The sequence below is a fragment of the Janthinobacterium sp. PSPC3-1 genome (genome assembly GCF_049896105.1).
Taxonomy (GTDB): domain Bacteria; phylum Pseudomonadota; class Gammaproteobacteria; order Burkholderiales; family Burkholderiaceae_D; genus Janthinobacterium.
Window position 1 is genome coordinate 45,111 of the sequence record NZ_JAFCTQ010000034.1, and the last position, 16,619, is coordinate 61,729.

The 16,619-nt window shown below is 60.1% G+C and carries 19 protein-coding genes; 12 read left to right on the forward strand and 7 right to left on the reverse strand.

Annotated features, from left to right (window positions below; genetic code table 11):
- Positions 1–166: 166 nt before the first annotated feature.
- The 3 genes from ACP7B7_RS25530 to ACP7B7_RS25540 all read left to right on the forward strand — a co-directional run bounded on the left by ACP7B7_RS25530 (position 167) and on the right by ACP7B7_RS25540 (position 3,768).
- Positions 167–916: an electron transfer flavoprotein subunit beta/FixA family protein gene (locus ACP7B7_RS25530; RefSeq protein ID WP_308922682.1), complete on the forward strand. Its 750-nt coding sequence runs from the start codon at positions 167–169 to the stop codon at positions 914–916.
- A gap of 39 nt (positions 917–955) precedes the next feature.
- Entirely contained in the window at positions 956–1,888 is a 933-nt protein-coding gene (locus ACP7B7_RS25535) for an electron transfer flavoprotein subunit alpha/FixB family protein (RefSeq protein WP_308922681.1), read from the forward strand.
- Between the two features lie 89 nt (positions 1,889–1,977).
- A complete protein-coding gene (locus tag ACP7B7_RS25540; RefSeq protein ID WP_308922680.1) occupies positions 1,978–3,768 on the forward strand; it encodes an acyl-CoA dehydrogenase in 1,791 nt (596 codons plus the stop codon).
- Between the two features lie 106 nt (positions 3,769–3,874).
- Here the strand turns inward: ACP7B7_RS25540 and ACP7B7_RS25545 are convergent, their stop codons facing one another.
- On the reverse strand, positions 3,875–4,501 hold the full coding sequence (locus tag ACP7B7_RS25545) for a glycine zipper 2TM domain-containing protein (RefSeq protein WP_308922679.1): 627 nt from the start codon (positions 4,499–4,501) through the stop codon (positions 3,875–3,877).
- Between the two features lie 101 nt (positions 4,502–4,602).
- Positions 4,603–5,037, reverse strand: a complete 435-nt coding sequence (locus ACP7B7_RS25550; protein ID WP_308922678.1) for an NINE protein — start codon at positions 5,035–5,037, stop codon at positions 4,603–4,605.
- A 263-nt stretch (positions 5,038–5,300) separates the two neighbouring features.
- On the opposite strand from ACP7B7_RS25550, the gene rpsP reads away from it, so the two are divergent.
- From rpsP to ACP7B7_RS25585, 7 genes are all read left to right on the forward strand, one after another.
- Positions 5,301–5,552, forward strand: a complete 252-nt coding sequence (rpsP, locus tag ACP7B7_RS25555) for a 30S ribosomal protein S16 (RefSeq protein WP_010395524.1) — start codon at positions 5,301–5,303, stop codon at positions 5,550–5,552.
- 14 nt (positions 5,553–5,566) lie between these two features.
- Positions 5,567–6,124 (forward strand): ribosome maturation factor RimM, encoded by a 558-nt coding sequence (rimM, locus tag ACP7B7_RS25560; RefSeq protein ID WP_426078547.1) that lies wholly within the window; start codon positions 5,567–5,569, stop codon positions 6,122–6,124.
- Positions 6,125–6,171: 47 nt separating this feature from the next.
- Complete coding sequence (gene trmD / locus ACP7B7_RS25565; RefSeq protein WP_426078548.1) at positions 6,172–6,918, forward strand: tRNA (guanosine(37)-N1)-methyltransferase TrmD; 747 nt, start codon at positions 6,172–6,174, stop codon at positions 6,916–6,918.
- Between the two features lie 135 nt (positions 6,919–7,053).
- Positions 7,054–7,437 (forward strand): 50S ribosomal protein L19, encoded by a 384-nt coding sequence (rplS, locus tag ACP7B7_RS25570; protein ID WP_035825414.1) that lies wholly within the window; start codon positions 7,054–7,056, stop codon positions 7,435–7,437.
- A gap of 75 nt (positions 7,438–7,512) precedes the next feature.
- On the forward strand, positions 7,513–8,172 hold the full coding sequence (locus ACP7B7_RS25575; protein WP_308922675.1) for a CoA pyrophosphatase: 660 nt from the start codon (positions 7,513–7,515) through the stop codon (positions 8,170–8,172).
- 270 nt (positions 8,173–8,442) lie between these two features.
- Complete coding sequence (locus ACP7B7_RS25580) at positions 8,443–9,402, forward strand: CobD/CbiB family protein (RefSeq protein ID WP_308922674.1); 960 nt, start codon at positions 8,443–8,445, stop codon at positions 9,400–9,402.
- A 214-nt stretch (positions 9,403–9,616) separates the two neighbouring features.
- A complete protein-coding gene (locus tag ACP7B7_RS25585; RefSeq protein ID WP_308922673.1) occupies positions 9,617–9,952 on the forward strand; it encodes a DUF3579 domain-containing protein in 336 nt (111 codons plus the stop codon).
- A 34-nt stretch (positions 9,953–9,986) separates the two neighbouring features.
- On the opposite strand, the gene ACP7B7_RS25590 is transcribed toward ACP7B7_RS25585, so the two are convergent.
- Complete coding sequence (locus ACP7B7_RS25590) at positions 9,987–10,532, reverse strand: GNAT family N-acetyltransferase (protein ID WP_308922672.1); 546 nt, start codon at positions 10,530–10,532, stop codon at positions 9,987–9,989.
- A 29-nt stretch (positions 10,533–10,561) separates the two neighbouring features.
- The gene (locus ACP7B7_RS25595) at positions 10,562–11,302 is read right to left on the reverse strand and encodes a GntR family transcriptional regulator (protein ID WP_308922671.1); all 741 of its coding nucleotides are present in this window, start codon (positions 11,300–11,302) and stop codon (positions 10,562–10,564) included.
- A 385-nt stretch (positions 11,303–11,687) separates the two neighbouring features.
- Between ACP7B7_RS25595 and ACP7B7_RS25600 the strand changes: the two genes are divergently transcribed.
- Positions 11,688–14,348, forward strand: coding sequence for a TonB-dependent receptor (locus ACP7B7_RS25600; protein ID WP_426078549.1), 2,661 nt, complete (start codon positions 11,688–11,690; stop codon positions 14,346–14,348).
- 483 nt (positions 14,349–14,831) lie between these two features.
- Here ACP7B7_RS25600 and ACP7B7_RS25605 read toward each other — a convergent pair whose 3' ends face one another.
- Both ACP7B7_RS25605 and ACP7B7_RS25610 read right to left on the reverse strand, forming a co-directional pair.
- Complete coding sequence (locus ACP7B7_RS25605) at positions 14,832–15,125, reverse strand: hypothetical protein (protein ID WP_426078550.1); 294 nt, start codon at positions 15,123–15,125, stop codon at positions 14,832–14,834.
- Positions 15,126–15,169: 44 nt separating this feature from the next.
- On the reverse strand, positions 15,170–15,472 hold the full coding sequence (locus ACP7B7_RS25610; protein ID WP_426078551.1) for a DUF5076 domain-containing protein: 303 nt from the start codon (positions 15,470–15,472) through the stop codon (positions 15,170–15,172).
- 469 nt (positions 15,473–15,941) lie between these two features.
- On the opposite strand from ACP7B7_RS25610, the gene ACP7B7_RS25615 reads away from it, so the two are divergent.
- Entirely contained in the window at positions 15,942–16,409 is a 468-nt protein-coding gene (locus ACP7B7_RS25615) for a helix-turn-helix domain-containing protein (RefSeq protein ID WP_426078552.1), read from the forward strand.
- A gap of 72 nt (positions 16,410–16,481) precedes the next feature.
- On the opposite strand, the gene ACP7B7_RS25620 is transcribed toward ACP7B7_RS25615, so the two are convergent.
- The coding region (locus ACP7B7_RS25620; protein WP_426078553.1) for an IS3 family transposase at positions 16,482–16,619 on the reverse strand (138 nt) is incomplete at its 5' end.

Genomic DNA, 16,619 nt, shown 5'->3' on the forward strand with positions numbered 1-16,619 from the left:
GCCAGATTCCCTCATTCGCAGCCATCCTAGTCAGTTTAGATGGTTTGCTCTAACTAAAAATCGCACGATCGTGCTTAAATTCGGTTCGAGATTCAAATTTCTCTTATAATCGACCTCACAATCAGCACTTGATCCGTCATTTTTATAATTTCCCAAAGGCATAGCTATGAAAGTCTTGGTACCCGTCAAACGCGTGGTCGACTACAACGTCAAAGTCCGCGTCAAGAGTGACGGCACTGGCGTCGATACCGCCAACGTCAAAATGTCGATGAATCCCTTCGATGAGATCGCTCTCGAAGAAGCCATGCGCCTGAAAGAAGCGGGCAAGGTCACCGAAGTGGTTGCCATTTCCTGCGGCGTGACCCAGTGCCAGGAAACCCTGCGCACGGCCATGGCCATCGGCGCCGACCGCGGCATCCTGGTCGAAACCACCACCGAACTCGAACCGCTGGCCGTCGCCAAGCTGGTCAAGGCACTGGCCGACAAGGAACAGCCACAACTGATCATCCTGGGCAAACAGGCGATCGACGACGACAGCAACCAGACCGGCCAGATGCTGGCGGCCCTGCTCGGTTGGCCACAAGCCACCTTCGCCTCGAAAGTCGTGCTGGAAGACGGCAAAGTGACCGTCACGCGCGAAGTCGACGGCGGCCTGGAAACCCTGGCCCTGACCCTGCCGGCCATCGTCACCACCGACCTGCGCCTGAACGAGCCGCGCTATGTGACCTTGCCGAACATCATGAAGGCCAAGAAAAAACCGCTGGAAACCGTCAAGCCGGAAGACCTGGGCGTCGACGTCACCCCGCGCCTGAAAACCTTGAAAGTGGCGGAGCCAGCCAAGCGCTCGGCCGGCATCAAGGTGCCGGACGTGGCCACGCTGGTCGCCAAGCTGCGTACCGAAGCCAAAGTCATCTAAGCGGCTCGCCGCCTCTCCAGAACAATTACAGGACATATCATGGTCGCATTAGTTATTGCTGAACACGACAACGCTACCTTGAAAGGTAGCACCCACCACACCGTCACCGCAGCCGTCCAGTGCGGCGGCGACGTGCACGTGCTGATCGCCGGTTCGAACGCGTCGGCCGCCGCTGCCGCCGCCGCGCAAATCGCCGGCGTGGCCAAGGTCATCGTCGCCGACGCGGCCTATTTTGCCGACGGCCTGGCCGAAAACGTGGCCGAGCAGGTGCTGGCGATCGCCGGCGACTACAGCCACATCCTGGCGCCAGCCACCGCCTACGGCAAGAACATCCTGCCGCGCGTGGCCGCCAAGCTGGACGTGGCGCAGATCTCGGAAATCACCAAGGTCGATACACCTGACACCTTCGAGCGTCCGATCTACGCCGGCAACGCGATTGCCACCGTGCAGTCGGGTGACAAGGTCAAGGTCATCACCGTGCGCACCACCGGTTTCGATTCGGCCGCCGCCACCGGCGGTTCGGCCGTCACCGAGACCATCACGGCCGTGGCCGACAGCGGCAAATCGGCGTTTGTGGGCCGCGAACTGGCCAAGTCCGACCGCCCTGAGCTGACCGCCGCGAAAATCATCGTCTCCGGTGGCCGTGGCTTGGGTTCGGCCGAGAACTTCCAGATCCTCGAGCCGCTGGCCGACAAGCTGGGCGCCGCCATGGGTGCTTCGCGCGCCGCCGTCGACGCCGGCTTCGTGCCGAACGACTGGCAAGTGGGCCAGACCGGCAAGATCGTCGCGCCGTCGCTGTACATCGCTGTCGGTATTTCCGGCGCGATCCAGCACCTGGCCGGCATGAAGGACTCGAAAACCATCGTCGCCATCAACAAGGATCCGGAAGCGCCGATCTTTGCCGTGGCCGACTACGGCATCGTGGGCGATCTGTTCGAGATCGTGCCGCAACTGGTCAAAGAATTGGGCTAAATAAGCCCAACCCGGTTTTGTGAATTGCAAAGCCACGCCGGCCCGCCCCACACGGCGAGCCGCGTGGCTTTTTTCTTGGAGATAAGAAGATGAGCTATCAAGCCCCGCTGAAAGACATGTTGTTCGTCATGAACGAACTGGCCGGCCTGGCCGAGATCCACACCTTGCCCGGCTGCGAGGACGCCACGCCCGATACGGCCGAGGCCGTGCTGGAAGAGAACGCCAAATTCTGCGGCGGCGTGGTGGCCCCGCTGAACGGCCCCAGCGACAAGGAGCCCAGCTTCTTTCACGACGGGCAAGTAACCACCTCGAAGGGTTTCAAGGAAGCCTTCAAGGCATATGGTGAAGCGGGCTGGCAGGGCGTCCAGCATCCAACCGAATTCGGCGGCCAGGGCTTGCCCAAATTGCTGGCCACGCCGTGCATCGAAATGCTCAATGCGGCCAGCATCTCGTTCGCGCTGGTGGCGCTGTTGTCCGACGGCGCCATCGAAGCGCTGCTGACGGCCGGCAGCGACGAACAAAAAAGCATATACCTGGAAAAACTGGTGTCGGGCCAGTGGACCGGCACCATGAATCTGACCGAGCCGCAGGCCGGCTCTGATCTCGCCGCCGTGCGCACGCGCGCCGTGCCGCAGGGCGACGGCACCTACAAAGTGTTCGGCACCAAGATTTTCATCACCTATGGCGAGCACGACCTGGCCGAAAACATCGTCCACCTGGTGCTGGCCCGCACGCCCGATGCGCCGCCGGGCGTGAAAGGCATTTCGCTGTTTATCGTGCCGAAGTTCCTCGTCCATGCGGACGGCAGCCTGGGCGAGCGCAACGACGCGCACTGCGTGTCGATCGAGCACAAGCTGGGCATCAAGGCCAGTCCGACGGCGGTGCTGCAGTTCGGCGACCACGGCGGCGCCATCGGCACCCTGGTGGGCGAGGAAAACCGTGGCCTGGAATACATGTTCATCATGATGAATGCGGCCCGCTTCGGCGTGGGCCTGCAGGGCATCGGCCTGGCCGAGCGCGCCTACCAGCAGGCGGTGGCGTTTGCCAAGGACCGCGTGCAGTCGCGCGACCTGGCCGGTTCCAGCGGTCCGGTCTCCATCATCCACCATCCGGACGTGCGCCGCATGCTGATGTCGATGCGCTCGCAAACCGAGGCGGCGCGCGCGCTGGCCTATGTGGGCGCGGCCATCAGCGACGTCGCCCATCACCATCCGGACGCGCAGGTGCGCACGGAAAGCCTGGCCACCTATGAATACCTGGTGCCCATCATCAAGGGCTGGTCGACGGAAATGTCGCAGGACGTGGCGCGCGACGGCGTGCAAGTGCACGGCGGCATGGGTTTTATCGAAGAGACGGGCGCCGCCCAGCATTACCGCGATGCAAAAATTCTCACCATCTACGAAGGCACGACGGCGATCCAGGCGAATGACCTGGTGGGCCGCAAGACGGTGCGCGACGGCGGCGCGGTAGCGAAGGCCATCATCGCCCAGGTGCGCGCCACGGAAGCCCAGCTGGGTGAGTTCACGGGCGCCGACTTCCAGGCCATGCAGCGGCACCTGGCCGAAGGCAGCGCGGCGCTCGAAGCCGTGGTGGAATATGTGGTGGCCAACATGAAGACGGATATCAAGGCCGTGTTCGCCGGCAGCGTGCCGTACCTGAAACTGGCCGGCATCGTGCTGGGCGGCTGGCAGATGGCGCGCGCGGCCGTGGCGGCGCAGCAGAAACTGGGCGAAGGCAGCGGCGACGCGGCCTTCTACAAAGCCAAGATTTCCACCGCGCGTTTCTTTGCCGACCATATCCTGTCGCAGGCGCCGGGCTTGCGTGCCACGATCATTGACGGCAGCGCCGGCGTGATGGCGTTGTCCGAAGAGCAGTTTTGATGGTTTAAATCTGAAAAATGGCGGGCCGGAGACGCGCCCGCTAGGCCCGAGCGCCTTGGTTCAGGACTCGGGCCTATTTTAGCGGCTCGGGCTGTTGTTGCTCTTCTTAACGGCGCGTAATGCCGTTACCGGAATTGCGCACCAGGTCACCCGACTGCAGGCCCGGGTCCTGGTCGAACGCGAAATCGGCGCGTGCGCCCGTTTCGTATTGCACCGTCACGGTCCATACCTTGGAATTTTTCACATGGCCTTCGACCTGCTTGCCCGCATAGGCGCCACCGGCGGCGCCGGCCAGGGTGGCCAGGTCCTTGCCGCGGCCGCTGCCGACCTGGCGTCCCAGCAGGGCGCCGGCCACGCCGCCGCCTATCATGCCCAGCGCACCGCCTTCACCGGCTTTCTCGGTGACATTGACTGACAGCACCTTGCCGCAATCGGCGCATACTTGCTGCTGCTGTTTGGCCGGCTGGCTGGCGTAGGCATTGCCGGCTTTTTGCGCGGCCTTGGCGTTGATGATGGCCTGGTCGTATTCGGTCTTGGCGTCGCGCAGGCACTGCATGCGCGCTTTCGACGAGGTTTCCTCGGCGCACAATTTTTTGTCATCCGCATAGCGGGTATTGGCCTGCTTGCTGTCGTAGGCGTATTGCGCCTTGGGCGACAGGTTCTGTGCAAAGGCGGGCGTGCCGAGCAGGCCGGCCAATGTCATGGCAATAATAATAGTAGGGCGACGAATCATGATCTTCTCCAATAAGCGACCAGCGATGCTGGTGGTGGGTACAGTATAGAGGAAAAGCATAATTGCTTGCCAACACAGCCGTGCGCGGGTTTTGCCGGCTTTCAGCCGTAGGCGCCGCCCGTGTACAGCAGGTCAAACAGGCGCGCCATGGTGGCGATCAGGGTGCCCGCGCCCAGCATCAGGGTGGCCACCAGCACCACGGCCAGCGGCCAGCCCGTGTCCGAGGTCCGCCCCGAGCCGGCGTTATAGCGCGCATCCCATTTGTCATCGGGCATCAGGCCCAGCACCAGCGCTTCCAGGAAGCCGATCAGCGCCGAAATGGTCAACGGCAGCAGCTGGTAGAACCAGTCGGCCTCGGGCAGCAGCTGGCGCAGCGCCAGGCTGGCGGGCAGGGCGGCCAGGTGCAGCCAGCCCCAGCGGTCGGTGGCGCCATGCAGGTAGAAACGGTGCGCGCCCAGCATGCCCAGCAGGAAGGCCAGCAGCGAGGTAAAAGCCTTGTTCTTGTGCGAATGTTGCAAGATCGTCGTGGTGGTCATGGCGTTCCGGTTGCGCAGCGATAGGGAAGAGGCAGTATCGGTCAAAGCGGGCCGTTTGTGGTGATTAAAACAGTCTTGCGGTGTGGTGCGACGGGTCAGCGACGGGCCATAAACGCACGCGCCTATTGCGTCTTTGGCGCTGACTGGTCATAATGTTTGATTAGCCCAAATTACACGCCCGTCATCATAACGCTTGCTGCCTGGCGGTAAAGCGCGCTATAATTTGCGGCTTTTTCCGCCTCAGCACACTTTTTGGAAATATTATGGTCGTTATTCGTTTAGCTCGTGGAGGCGCCAAGAAGCGCCCGTTCTTCAACATCGTCGCTACTGACTCGCGCAATCGCCGCGATGGTCGCTTCATTGAGCGTATCGGTTTTTACAACCCGATGGCGCAAGGTGGCGAAGTTCCACTGCGTATCACCGCAGACCGTCTGGCCTACTGGCAAGGCGTTGGCGCACAATTGTCGCCAACCGTTGCTCGCCTGGTAGCCAGCAACAACAAAGCAGCAGCTTAATTCAGATCACTGGTTTGACGGTCAAGACTGCATCCGGGGTGAAAGTCCCCGATGACCTGGTACAGGTAGGCTATGTCTCCGGTGCCTATGGCATCGCTGGCGGGGTCAGGATCACTCCTTTCTCCGACGATGCGGATGCATTGTTAAGCGTTAAAGCCTGGTGGCTTGATAAACCGACCTTGCATGACGTTCAAGTCAGGCAGGCGAAGTTACACGGCGGCGACGTCGTGGCCCAGCTGGTGGGTGTGGTCGGGCGGGATGCCGCGGAAGCGCTGAAAGGCGTCTCCGTGCAAATTCCGCGTAGCCATTTCCCGACGCTGGATGCCGATGAGTTTTATTGGTCCGATCTGATCGGGCTGACAGTTGAGAATTTGCAAGGCGAGTGCCTCGGCACAGTGCACGACATGATGAGCAATGGTCCGCAGTCGATCTTGCGCGTCACCCCTGTCGCCACTGCCGATGAGTCAGCTGAAAAGGCGCCCGAGCGCCTGATCCCGTTTGTCGGCCAGTTTGTCATCAATGTTGACAAGGCCGCCGGCAAGATCACGGTCGACTGGGGCCTCGATTATTAAGCCGCCTGCGCTGATCGCGACGGGCAAACTTTCTGTATGGGGCTGCGATGCAATTTGATGTCGTGACCCTGTTCCCGGAAATGTTTGCCGCGCTGACGCAGTCGGGTGTGACCCGGCGTGCCTTCGAGCAGCAGAAATGTGGCTTGTCCTTGTGGAATCCCCGTGATTTCACGAGCGACAATCACCGTACCGTGGATGACCGCCCGTATGGCGGCGGCCCTGGCATGGTGATGATGGCCAAGCCGCTCGAAGCGACCATTGATGCAGCAAAGCAGCGCCAGCAGGATCTTGGCCTGGCCGCGCCGCGCGTGGTGTTCATGTCGCCGCAAGGCCGCGCCCTGACGCATGAGCGCGTCACGCAACTGAAGGCCGAACCCGGCCTGGTGATTTTGTGTGGCCGCTATGAAGCCGTGGACCAGCGCCTGCTGGACCGTTGTGTCGACGAGGAAATCAGCGTCGGCGACTTCGTGTTGTCGGGCGGTGAGTTGCCCGCCATGGCGCTGATGGACGCGGTGATCCGGCTGTTGCCTGGTGTGTTGAACACCGAGGCGTCGGCGGTCGAAGACAGCTTTGTCAATGGCTTGCTCGATTCGCCGCACTATACGCGGCCGGAAACGTATGAAGGCACGAGCGTGCCACCCGTCCTGATGGGTGGCAACCATGCCGAGATCGTCAAGTGGCGCCGCCAGCGCATGCTGGAAGCGACCGCGAAGAAGCGTCCTGATCTGTTGATCAGCGCGCGCGCCGCCGGCTTGCTCAGCAAGGCCGACGAACAATTCCTGGCCAGCCTGTAAGTTTTCTTCTGAGAACAAGCAGGGTGGCCTTGCAGTGCCGGGCATGTTGCCCAATTAGTGCAGTACCCATCCTCTACCGGGCGGATAGTCAGCTATCCACAGTGCGCCGGCATGATGGCTTTCGGAGTGTTAAAAATGGATCTGATTCAACAATTAGAGCAAGAAGAGATCGCCCGTCTGGGTAAATCGATTCCTGACTTCGCACCAGGCGATACCGTCATCGTCAGCGTCAACGTCGTCGAAGGTACGCGCAAGCGCGCCCAGGCTTACGAAGGCGTCGTTATCTCCCGTCGTAACCGTGGCCTGAACTCGAACTTCATCGTTCGCAAGATCTCGTCCGGCGAAGGCGTCGAGCGTACGTTCCAACTGTACTCGCCGCTGATCGCTTCGATCGAAGTGAAACGCCGTGGTGATGTTCGCCGCGCCAAGCTGTACTATCTGCGTGAGCGTTCGGGTAAATCGGCGCGTATCAAAGAAAAATTGCCAAACCGCCGCGTTGTGGCGAAAGCAAGCGCGTAATACCAGCGTCTGCGTTTGGAAGAGGGGGTGCCTATGGGTGCCCCCTTTTTATTTCTGGAGCTGGAGGCTGTTAGCATGGCAACTATCGCGTTTGACCCGAAAAAACTGGCTGTCGATTCGATTGCCGGCGAAGCGGCGCTCGATGCCGCGCGCATGACGCCCGAGGCCTTGCGCCAGCGCCTGTCATCGCCGCCGGCATGGCAGCCCGAGATCACCCAGGATTTCCTGTCCGCCCGCGCCGAACCGGTGCCGGCCGCCGTGCTGATCCCGCTGGTGCTGCGCCCCGAAGGCTTGACGATCCTGCTGACCATGCGCACCGATCACCTGAGCAGCCATGCCGGGCAGGTCAGCTTTCCCGGTGGCCGCAGCGAAGCGTATGACGCCTCGGCCATCGCCACGGCGCTGCGCGAAACGGAAGAAGAAGTGGGCCTGGCGCGCAGCCACGTGGAAGTGCTGGGCCAACTGCCCGATTACCTGACCGGCACCGGCTACCGCGTCACGCCCGTGGTGGGCCTGGTCACGCCGCCGTTCGAGCTGCGCGCCGATCCGTCGGAAGTGGCGGAAATATTCGAAGTGCCGCTGGCCTTTCTGATGGATGGCTTGAATCACCAGCGTTTGTCCGTGGAATTGCCGGGCGGGCGCCGCTCCTTCTATGCCATGCCGTATGAACGGTTTTACATTTGGGGCGCGACCGCCGGCATGTTGCGCAACTTGTTTCACCTCTTGCGCGCCTAACGTAACATCCAATAAATTCTTGTGATTTCTGACTTCCATAACCGGCGCTCTGCGGCGTTGTCCGCTGCTAGCAGTGCTCGCACTGCGTCGCAGCGAACGCCTTGCATAGCATCCGGTTCTGTTCGTCATAAACTCACAATATTTTCCTGAAGATTACTTAGACAATTGTCCAAATATCAGCTTCAATTGTAATAAGTTTGATTCCGGCACTGCACTGCGTTATCGTAGCGGGCATTGCGGTATTGCTGTAAAAGACAAAAAGGACCATCGATGACATTTTTCTCCATACTTTGCGCACTACTGATCGAGCAGCTCAAGCCCTTGCGTGCGGATAATATGATCTACGCCGAGATCAAGAGCATGGCGATGCGCATGGAGACCTGGTTCAACGCTGGCCACGCCAGCCACGGCCGCATGGGCTGGTTTTTGATGATGGGCATGCTGATGATCCCCACCGCCGGGATCTACTGGGCGTTGAAGTATTACGAGCTGACCCTGGTGATGTTTGCCTGGAACGTGCTGATCGTCTACCTGACCCTGGGTTTTCGCCACTACAGCCATTACTTCACGTCGATACAGCTGGCCCTGAGCGCCGGCGACGAGCCGGCCGCGCGCACCTTGCTGGCCGAATGGACCAAGCTCGACACGGTGGGCATGGAGACCAATGAAATTTCCCGCATCGCCGTCGAAAAAGCCCTGATCACCACGCATCGCAATGTGTTCGGCGTCTTCTTCTGGTTCATGATGCCGTTCGGGCCGGCCGGCGCCGTGATGTACCGCGTGGCCGAATACCTGGCGCGCGCCTGGAATGAACCCGAACACATGCGCAATGAAGCATTTGGCCTGTTTGCCGCGCGCGCCTTTTACTGGATCGACTGGATTCCCGTGCGCCTGACGGCGGTCGCCTTTGCCGTGGTCGGTAACTTCGAAGACGCCATCTACGCCTGGCGCAATTTCGCCCATCGCTGGTACGACGAGGCGATCGGCATCATCCTGACGGCCGGCGGCGGCGCCATGGGCGTACGCCTGGGCACGCCGGCGGAGACCGCGGCGCGCGTGGTGATCACGCTCGACGTGGCGATCGACGACAGCGACAGCGAAAGCGATATCCTGCCCGGCGACGAGCCCGGCGTGCGCGCCTTGCAAAGCACGGTGGGCCTGGTCTGGCGCGCCTTGCTGCTGTGGATGCTGCTGCTGCTGCTGTTGTCAGGTGCGATCTTCCTCGGTTGATGCACGTCGTGTGGCAAGTGCAATTCGATTAGAATAAGGGGCTGGCGCCGCAAGTGTGCCGGCCCCTTTTGCATCTGGCCGGCAGATCAGGACAGATCGAGGTAGAACCCAAGTCTTCTATAAGATATAATACTGACTGTCCGCAAGACGCACTGAACTACCAGCCCGGTTTACCCGCCGGGGCCATTCACGCAATCCAGTCCCGACAAGCCACATGGCCGAGTTATCTCAAAACAACGGAAAACTCTCAGACGAGTTCTTCATCCTTGGTCTCACCAGCAATGGCAAGCAATTTCGCCCCAGTGATTGGGCCGAACGCCTGTGCGGAGTGATGTCCTGTTTCAATCCCGAGGGTGGCGGGCGCAATGCGCACCTGCAATACTCTCCCTACGTTCGCCCGACCATCGTCAACGGCGTCAAGTCGGTGGTGGTCAACACCAAGCTGCGCGAGATCGAACCGATGGCCTTCCACTTCGTGCGCGAGTTTGCCAAGGACAACGACCTGCAGATCGTCGAAGCCTGCTTCCTGCCGCCCAAGGAAGAGAAGTAAGTGTTTACCTGCCGTCAGTGTCCCGCCAGGGGCACTAGAGGGCGGCGCCAGACGCCACGCGCGCATACATGAAAAAATTGCCCGGTACGCCGCGCACCACGCGATAGGCGCGCAGCCAGCCCTCGCGTTCAAATCCCGCTTTTTCCAGTACCCGTATCGACGCGGCATTCGTGTCGAGCACCACCGCCTGCACCCGCAGCCAGTGCTGCGACCGCAGCGCCCACTCGCTGGCGTCCAGGCACAGCGCGGTGGCGATGCCGCGTCCCCACCATGCCGGCGCAAGATCATAGGCGATTTCGGCATGGCGATGCTGCAGCGAGCGATGGTTGAAGCCCAGGGTGCCGACCAGGCGTCCGGTGGCGCGCTCGGCGATGGCAAACCGCAGCGGCGTTTCGGGTCCCTCGCACTGGTAATCGTTGTACAGCGCGTACAGGTCGTTAATATCGCGCAAGTTCCAGCTGGTGTGCTGGATGACCTCGGGTTCGCGCAGGTAGGCATACCAATCGGGAATGTCGGCTGGCAGCAGGCTGCGGATCTCGACCAGCGGATGCCGGCAGGGCGGCAGCAGCGGTTCCTTCATGTGCTTCTCCTTGAATCGCGATGCCGGCCTCAGCTGGTGCTCAGTTCCGCCACAAAATCATACATGTCGCCGCGAAAGTAGGAGCGGCAAAACTCCACCGCGCGGCCATCGCGCAAAAATCCCAGGCGCTCGACCGACAGGCCGGCATCGCCTTCGCGCGCCTGCAGCAGCACCGCCTGTTCGCCCGTCAGCAGCAGCGCGCTCAGGCGCTGCAAGGCCCGCACCGGGCGATTGCCCGCCTGCTCGAGCGCGTCATACATGGAAATGTCGACCGACTCGAGCGACGGCAGGCAGCCCGCCGCGATGGTGGCGTATTCCAGGCACATCGGCAGGTCGTCCGCATAGCGGATGCGGTGAAAACGGTACACGGGCGCGCCTGGCGACAGCCGCAGCCGCAGCGCTTCCTCCGGCGTCACCGTGCCTTCCGAGCGCTTGAGCCACACGCTGCGCGGCGTTCGTCCGCGCGCGCGCATGTCTTCCGAAAACGAGGTCAGCTTGGCAAAATTCTTCTCGATGCGGGTATTGATGAAGTTGCCCGAGCCGGGGCGCTTTACCAGCAGGCCTTCGCCCACCAGGCCATCGATGGCCTTGCGCACGGTAATGCGCGAGACCGACAGATCGCTGGCCAGTTGGCGCTCGGCCGGCAGCGCTTCGTCCGGGCCCAGGATGCGCTTGTCGATCGCCAGGCGCAGCGCGCGCTGCAATTGCTGGTACAGGGGCAGGCTGCTGCTTTGCCCCAGGTCTTGCATGATGTCAGCCAGGGTGGTCATGTGCTGTCGGTCTCCGGTGCGGCGCGTTGCGGACGCGCTCTGTGGCTGCTGGGTTGGCGCTGATGCGCGAATGGATAATACCAAAGAAGACCACGGCAAAACCAATTCACCCCACCTCGTTTTCTTCCCCGTCATGCCACTTTTTTCCTTCTGGTATGGCTGTCTCCCCATACGGCAGCGCCCTGAAACAGCCCCAAGTGGTCTGTGTGATTGTCACAACGTTATAAAAAAAATGGTTTAACTGGTAGTGCTCTGGTATTGGATAGTAGTATATTGGCGTTAAATTGGTTTTGTAAGTGGTTGACAGAAGGGTCCGCAACATCAACAGGATCCATATTAAAAAATGAACAGGTTCCATCCTGGAACCGCCATCAAGGGGGAGTACATGAAACGCAATTTGACACCTGCAGCCGTCGTTGTGACATCCGGATCGCGCCGCCGCACGCCGATCGCCACGGCGGTGGCCGTGCTGGCCGCCGGTCTGGCGTTTTCGGCCCAAGCGCAGGAAGCGCCGGCCGAAGACGTCACCGTGGTGACCGTCACGGGCGTGCGCGCCTCGCTGGAAAAGTCGCTCAAGCAAAAACGCAATGCCGATTCCGTGGTCGAAGTGGTGACCGCCGAAGATATCGGCAAGATGCCTGACCGTAACGTGGCCGACGCGATCCAGCGCCTGCCAGGTGTCAATACGCAATCGTCGGCCGGCGGCGAAGGCGGCTTCGGCGAAAACGACCGCGTCAGCCTGCGCGGCACCAGCCCCAGCTTCCAGCAAACCCTGTTCAACGGCCATGCCATCAGCACCGGCGACTGGTTCGTGCTGAACCAGTTCGGCGGCAATGTCGGCCGCAGCAGCAGTTTTTCCCTGCTGCCGTCCGAACTGGTCAGTTCCGTGGTGGTGCACAAGAGCGCCACCGCCGACCTGCCGGAAGGCGGCGTGTCGGGCGTGATCGACGTGATCACCCGCCGTCCGCTGGAATTCAAGAACCAGGTGACGGCCGAAGGCTCGATCCAGGGCTTCTACAATGATCTGGCCGGCAAGACCGAACCGCAGTTCTCGGGCCTGGTGAACTGGAAGAACGACACCAATACCCTGGGCATCATGGTGCAGGGTTTCTCGCAAAAATCGTCGGTGCGCCGCGATGGCCAGGAAATCCTCGGCTATACGCCGATCGCCGCTGACAGCGCGGCCGCCAAGGCCCACCCTGAACTGGCCGGCGTGAAAGTGCCGACCTTTATCGGCGCCAGCCTGTTCGAGCAAAAGAAAACCCGCGCCGGCGGCGCCTTCGATATCGAATTCAAGCCGAGCAAGGATCTGACCTTGGACCTGAACGGTTTCTATTCGGAACTCAAAGCCCCGCACCAGAACACCAACTGGCTGGCCGCGCCGGCCAACTCGATCAACAGCGCCAACCAGGTGCCGACCAACTACACGGTCAAGAATGGCACCTTGACGGGCGCCACCTTCGGCACCAACTCGGGCGAAGTCGACAATATCTACCGTCCCGACGCGGGCGGCGAATCGTACTACCTCGATTTCAACTTCAAGTACCGCGCCACCAAGGACCTGACCCTGAGCGGCAAAGTGGGCAAGACGCACGGCGTCGGCTACGACCGCGACGATGTGTACTACCAGAACAATGTCGACGGCGGCATGGTCTACCAGCTGAACGGCATGAGCCCGGCCAGCGTCTCGTATCCGGGCGGCACCACCACCAAGCCAGGTTCGACGGCCTGGGCCGGCGGTGGCGAATCGCGTTCGGTCGACCAGGAAAAATACGCTCAGCTCGACGCCGAACTGCGCATCTCCAGCGGCGTGTGGGACAGCATCAAGTTCGGTGGCCGCGTGACCGACCACAAGCGCGATGCCGAGCATCCGTTCGAAACCCGTCCGGGCGCGCTGGGCTTCACCAACCCGGGCCCGGTATGGACCGGCAGCATGTACCCGAGCGACTTCGCCAACAACCTGGGCGGCAACCTGTCGTCGAACTACTTCAAGTATGATGGCGCGGCCCTGGGCGCCTGGGGCGCGGCCAACGGCAACCGTCTGTTCGACTATGTGCGCCGCCACAACTGGACCGACGAATTCCGCCTGCAGGAAAAAACCTCGGCCGTCTACGCCATGGCCAACCTGACCGGCGACAACTGGAGCGGCAACTTCGGCCTGCGCGCCGTGCACACCAAGCAGTCGACCCTGGTCAACCAGGCCGGCGGCACGATCACCGGTTCCGACTGGGGCCCGTACTCGCAAAAGCTGTACGAGCGTACCTATAACGACTACCTGCCTAGCGCCAACATCAAGTTCGACGTGCGCAACGACCTGGTGGTGCGCGCAGCGGTGGCCCGTACCATCGCCCGTCCCGACTACAGCGCGCTGGGCGGCTCGGTCTCGCTGAACGACGATGCACTGAGCGGCAGCGGCGGCAACGTCAACCTGAACCCGGTCAAGTCCGACAACGCCGAAGTGAGCGCCGAATGGTATTTCGCGCCGAAATCGGCCTTCTCGGTGGGCCTGTTCTATATGGACCTGAAATCGGTGGTCTCGAACGGTACCGTCAGCGCCACGTATTTCAACAGCAAGCGCAATGCCAACGCCGTCTACCTGATCACGTCGCCATTCAATACCAGCGGCAAGAACAAGGGCGCGGAGTTCAGCTACCAGCAGCCGCTGTTTGGCGACTTCGGCATCCTGGCCAACTACACCTATGCCGATGGCAAGCTCGACAACGGTGACGAACTGGTCAACGCTTCGCGCAACACCTACAACCTGACGGCGTTCTACGAAGCCAATGCGTTGTCCGCGCGCCTGGCCTATAACTATCGTTCGGCCTACAAGGCGGGCGTGGACCGTGGCGCCAGCCAGCATGTGGAAGGCAGTGGTGGACTGGCCGGTTCGATCAATTACAAGATCAACGAGCATTTCACCATCACGTTCGATGCGCTGAACCTGACCAATACGACCATCAAGATGTATGCGGAGAACAAGGATCAGCCACGCGCTTTCTACAGCAATGGCCGGACTTTCTACCTCGGCGTGCGCGGCAAGCTGTAAGTTGTTGTAGTTCTCAAGGCAGATAGGGGCGCGCGGCACCGCGTCCATATTGCTGGCCGTCTTTCAAGGCAGGTTCCTGTGATGGGGGCCTGTCTTTTTTTATGGTTTGAAAAACTAAAAACGGCGGGCCCGAGAAAATGCCGATGGCGGCGTTGCGGCTCCTTGCCGTACATTCGTACTGTCTGCGTCGCCGCGCCTTGCCCTCGACATTTTTCAGGCCCGCTTGGCCCGGAAAGCTTGGGCTGGCGACTTGGGATTGACATATTTTTCTGGTTTGCGCATGCAGCGGGAAAGCTGCATGGTCCATCGCTGAATGGCAGGTTACGCCATATTGTGTTGAAGAAGTCGCGCGGCAACAATTTGGGGAAGCCTCAGACCTCCAAGTATTCGATGATCGTTCAATAGTGGCAGTTCTGGATAGTCTAGGCTGGCAGGATTTCTATCTAAACGTCAACGTGCCTTTGTTTTTCAACACAACAGCCCCTAAGCCGACCTTCCACGCATGGTCTCGAACTCACGAACATAATGCTCGGTAGGAAGAGCAGTTCCTGCTTCCTTGATCTCCCCAGTCAACTTGCTAACCATAAGTGGGGCATTTCCTGCTAACGCATAGATATAGTTACCAGCAGCGAGGAAATCGGCCGTGTTATAGAAAAAAGCGAAAGTGGCTGATGTCTCAAATGGAGAAGGCAGCAGCATTAGCTCCTCTCCCCACTGTTGCGCTAACCGAAGCAAATACTGCTCGGCAAGCGCGCGGCATTCTACATCGCTAAGCATTTTAAGCTCCTAAGTAACGACTGTTTCTGGCCGGATGCAGAAAATTATACGAATCCTCCATTAGCGTCAGAGGTTGGGGCAGCAAGTTCCTGGTTTAATTGATGGAAAATTTTTTCCAGCGCAGCCTCCTCGGCTTTTGCATCTTCAGGATGCAGGGCTCTCGATATATGCCTAGCTGCATCAGCCAGTATTGTCCCCCATGCTGATTCCTCATCAATCCCTATACCATCTCTGTACATGCCAATCTTCAGTGAGCAGTGCAACTGCCGCTCAGCTACCCAAACACGCAGCATTTCGACCGAGGCCGCGTCTCTTAGTGCTGCGGAGGGTATTGGACGCTCATTCATATAACTCTATTCATGAATTTTCGAAAGGCTGTTTATGGCTGAAACCTACCGTTTCATCCCAGCATAGCAGGTTGTCAGTATGAAAATCTAGCGGCTGCATCGGCAGGCTGCATTCGCCCCGAAGCGGACCTTTGGAAGATTAGGCTAACCAAGCGGCTTGATGTTCGCAGGTTACTGAATCTCTGGACATGATGAGCTATACGACGTAACTCTTTCCGCCTCACACCTCAGTTGATATAGCCGCTGAATAAGGGGGTGTTGGTTAGTCGAGTCAAAGTCGGCGAGCCTTCGCTTGCCTAAACGTGTGTCGATAATCCCCAATGCTCGTACGACCGGATTTCGATGCCCCAGCATCTCCTCGACCGTTTGGCTGAGACTCTGGAACAAGTCCTTGTTGATCTGCTCCACTAAGTAATTCGTCAATTTTTGCTGTCAAAGCCTGATAGGCAACGACGCAGGAGTTGATGTGATGAAACTACTGATACTACAACCGGCTGAACAGCAAACATTGCGCGACATGGGTGTTTTTCATCAGCATCCACGTGTACGGATACGTGCCCAAGCGATAGTTCGATTGAGTCAGGGACTGACTTTGCAGCAAACCGCGAACGAATTCCATGTCCATCTGAACAGCATTGAAGCATGGCGGCAACGCTGGAACAAGCAAGGCCTGATGGGTCTTTATGAAGGCCATCATACCGGGCGCAAACGCAAGTGGACGGCCGAACAGCAAGAGACACTGCGCGCATTGACGCAAGCCGATGGGGGCAGCGCCAACAGCCTGCTACGGACCCTGGCGCAAACGGAAGGCTTGCCAGTCATCAGCCAGGAAACGGCAAGGCGATATCTGCACGAGATGCAGTTCAGCTACAAGCGCTACCGCTACAGTTTAAAAAAAAGCATCCACCGGAGGCTTTCGGCAAGTCCGCACGGATAATCGGCGAGTTGGACTACTTGGCACGCGCCGGGCGGTGTGTGAGGTGTACTGTCAATAGCGGACACTCTTGTTTCAAGCCACCCGCGGCTGTTTGCTGAATTTTTCAGCGAACAACGCGGGCGGAACATTGCCAAGGCGCGAATGGCGTCGCTGGCGGTTGTAAAAGCTTTCGATATATTCCTGTATTGCGGCTTTCGCGTCGGCCCGGGT

Bases quoted from the DNA above. Each gene is read 5' to 3' on its own strand.
- ACP7B7_RS25540 (WP_308922680.1), top strand. From the start codon at position 1,978: ATGAGCTATCAAGCCCCGCTGAAAGACATGTTGTTCGTCATGAACGAA.
- trmD (WP_426078548.1), top strand. From the start codon at position 6,172: ATGCAATTTGATGTCGTGACCCTGTTCCCGGAAATGTTTGCCGCGCTG.
- ACP7B7_RS25530 (WP_308922682.1), top strand. From the start codon at position 167: ATGAAAGTCTTGGTACCCGTCAAACGCGTGGTCGACTACAACGTCAAA.
- ACP7B7_RS25535 (WP_308922681.1), top strand. From the start codon at position 956: ATGGTCGCATTAGTTATTGCTGAACACGACAACGCTACCTTGAAAGGT.
- ACP7B7_RS25550 (WP_308922678.1), bottom strand. From the start codon at position 5,037: ATGACCACCACGACGATCTTGCAACATTCGCACAAGAACAAGGCTTTT.
- ACP7B7_RS25610 (WP_426078551.1), bottom strand. From the start codon at position 15,472: ATGAATGAGCGTCCAATACCCTCCGCAGCACTAAGAGACGCGGCCTCG.
- ACP7B7_RS25575 (WP_308922675.1), top strand. From the start codon at position 7,513: ATGGCAACTATCGCGTTTGACCCGAAAAAACTGGCTGTCGATTCGATT.
- rpsP (WP_010395524.1), top strand. From the start codon at position 5,301: ATGGTCGTTATTCGTTTAGCTCGTGGAGGCGCCAAGAAGCGCCCGTTC.
- ACP7B7_RS25585 (WP_308922673.1), top strand. From the start codon at position 9,617: ATGGCCGAGTTATCTCAAAACAACGGAAAACTCTCAGACGAGTTCTTC.
- ACP7B7_RS25600 (WP_426078549.1), top strand. From the start codon at position 11,688: ATGAAACGCAATTTGACACCTGCAGCCGTCGTTGTGACATCCGGATCG.
- ACP7B7_RS25615 (WP_426078552.1), top strand. From the start codon at position 15,942: ATGAAACTACTGATACTACAACCGGCTGAACAGCAAACATTGCGCGAC.
- ACP7B7_RS25595 (WP_308922671.1), bottom strand. From the start codon at position 11,302: ATGACCACCCTGGCTGACATCATGCAAGACCTGGGGCAAAGCAGCAGC.
- ACP7B7_RS25605 (WP_426078550.1), bottom strand. From the start codon at position 15,125: ATGCTTAGCGATGTAGAATGCCGCGCGCTTGCCGAGCAGTATTTGCTT.
- ACP7B7_RS25590 (WP_308922672.1), bottom strand. From the start codon at position 10,532: ATGAAGGAACCGCTGCTGCCGCCCTGCCGGCATCCGCTGGTCGAGATC.
- ACP7B7_RS25580 (WP_308922674.1), top strand. From the start codon at position 8,443: ATGACATTTTTCTCCATACTTTGCGCACTACTGATCGAGCAGCTCAAG.
- rplS (WP_035825414.1), top strand. From the start codon at position 7,054: ATGGATCTGATTCAACAATTAGAGCAAGAAGAGATCGCCCGTCTGGGT.
- ACP7B7_RS25545 (WP_308922679.1), bottom strand. From the start codon at position 4,501: ATGATTCGTCGCCCTACTATTATTATTGCCATGACATTGGCCGGCCTG.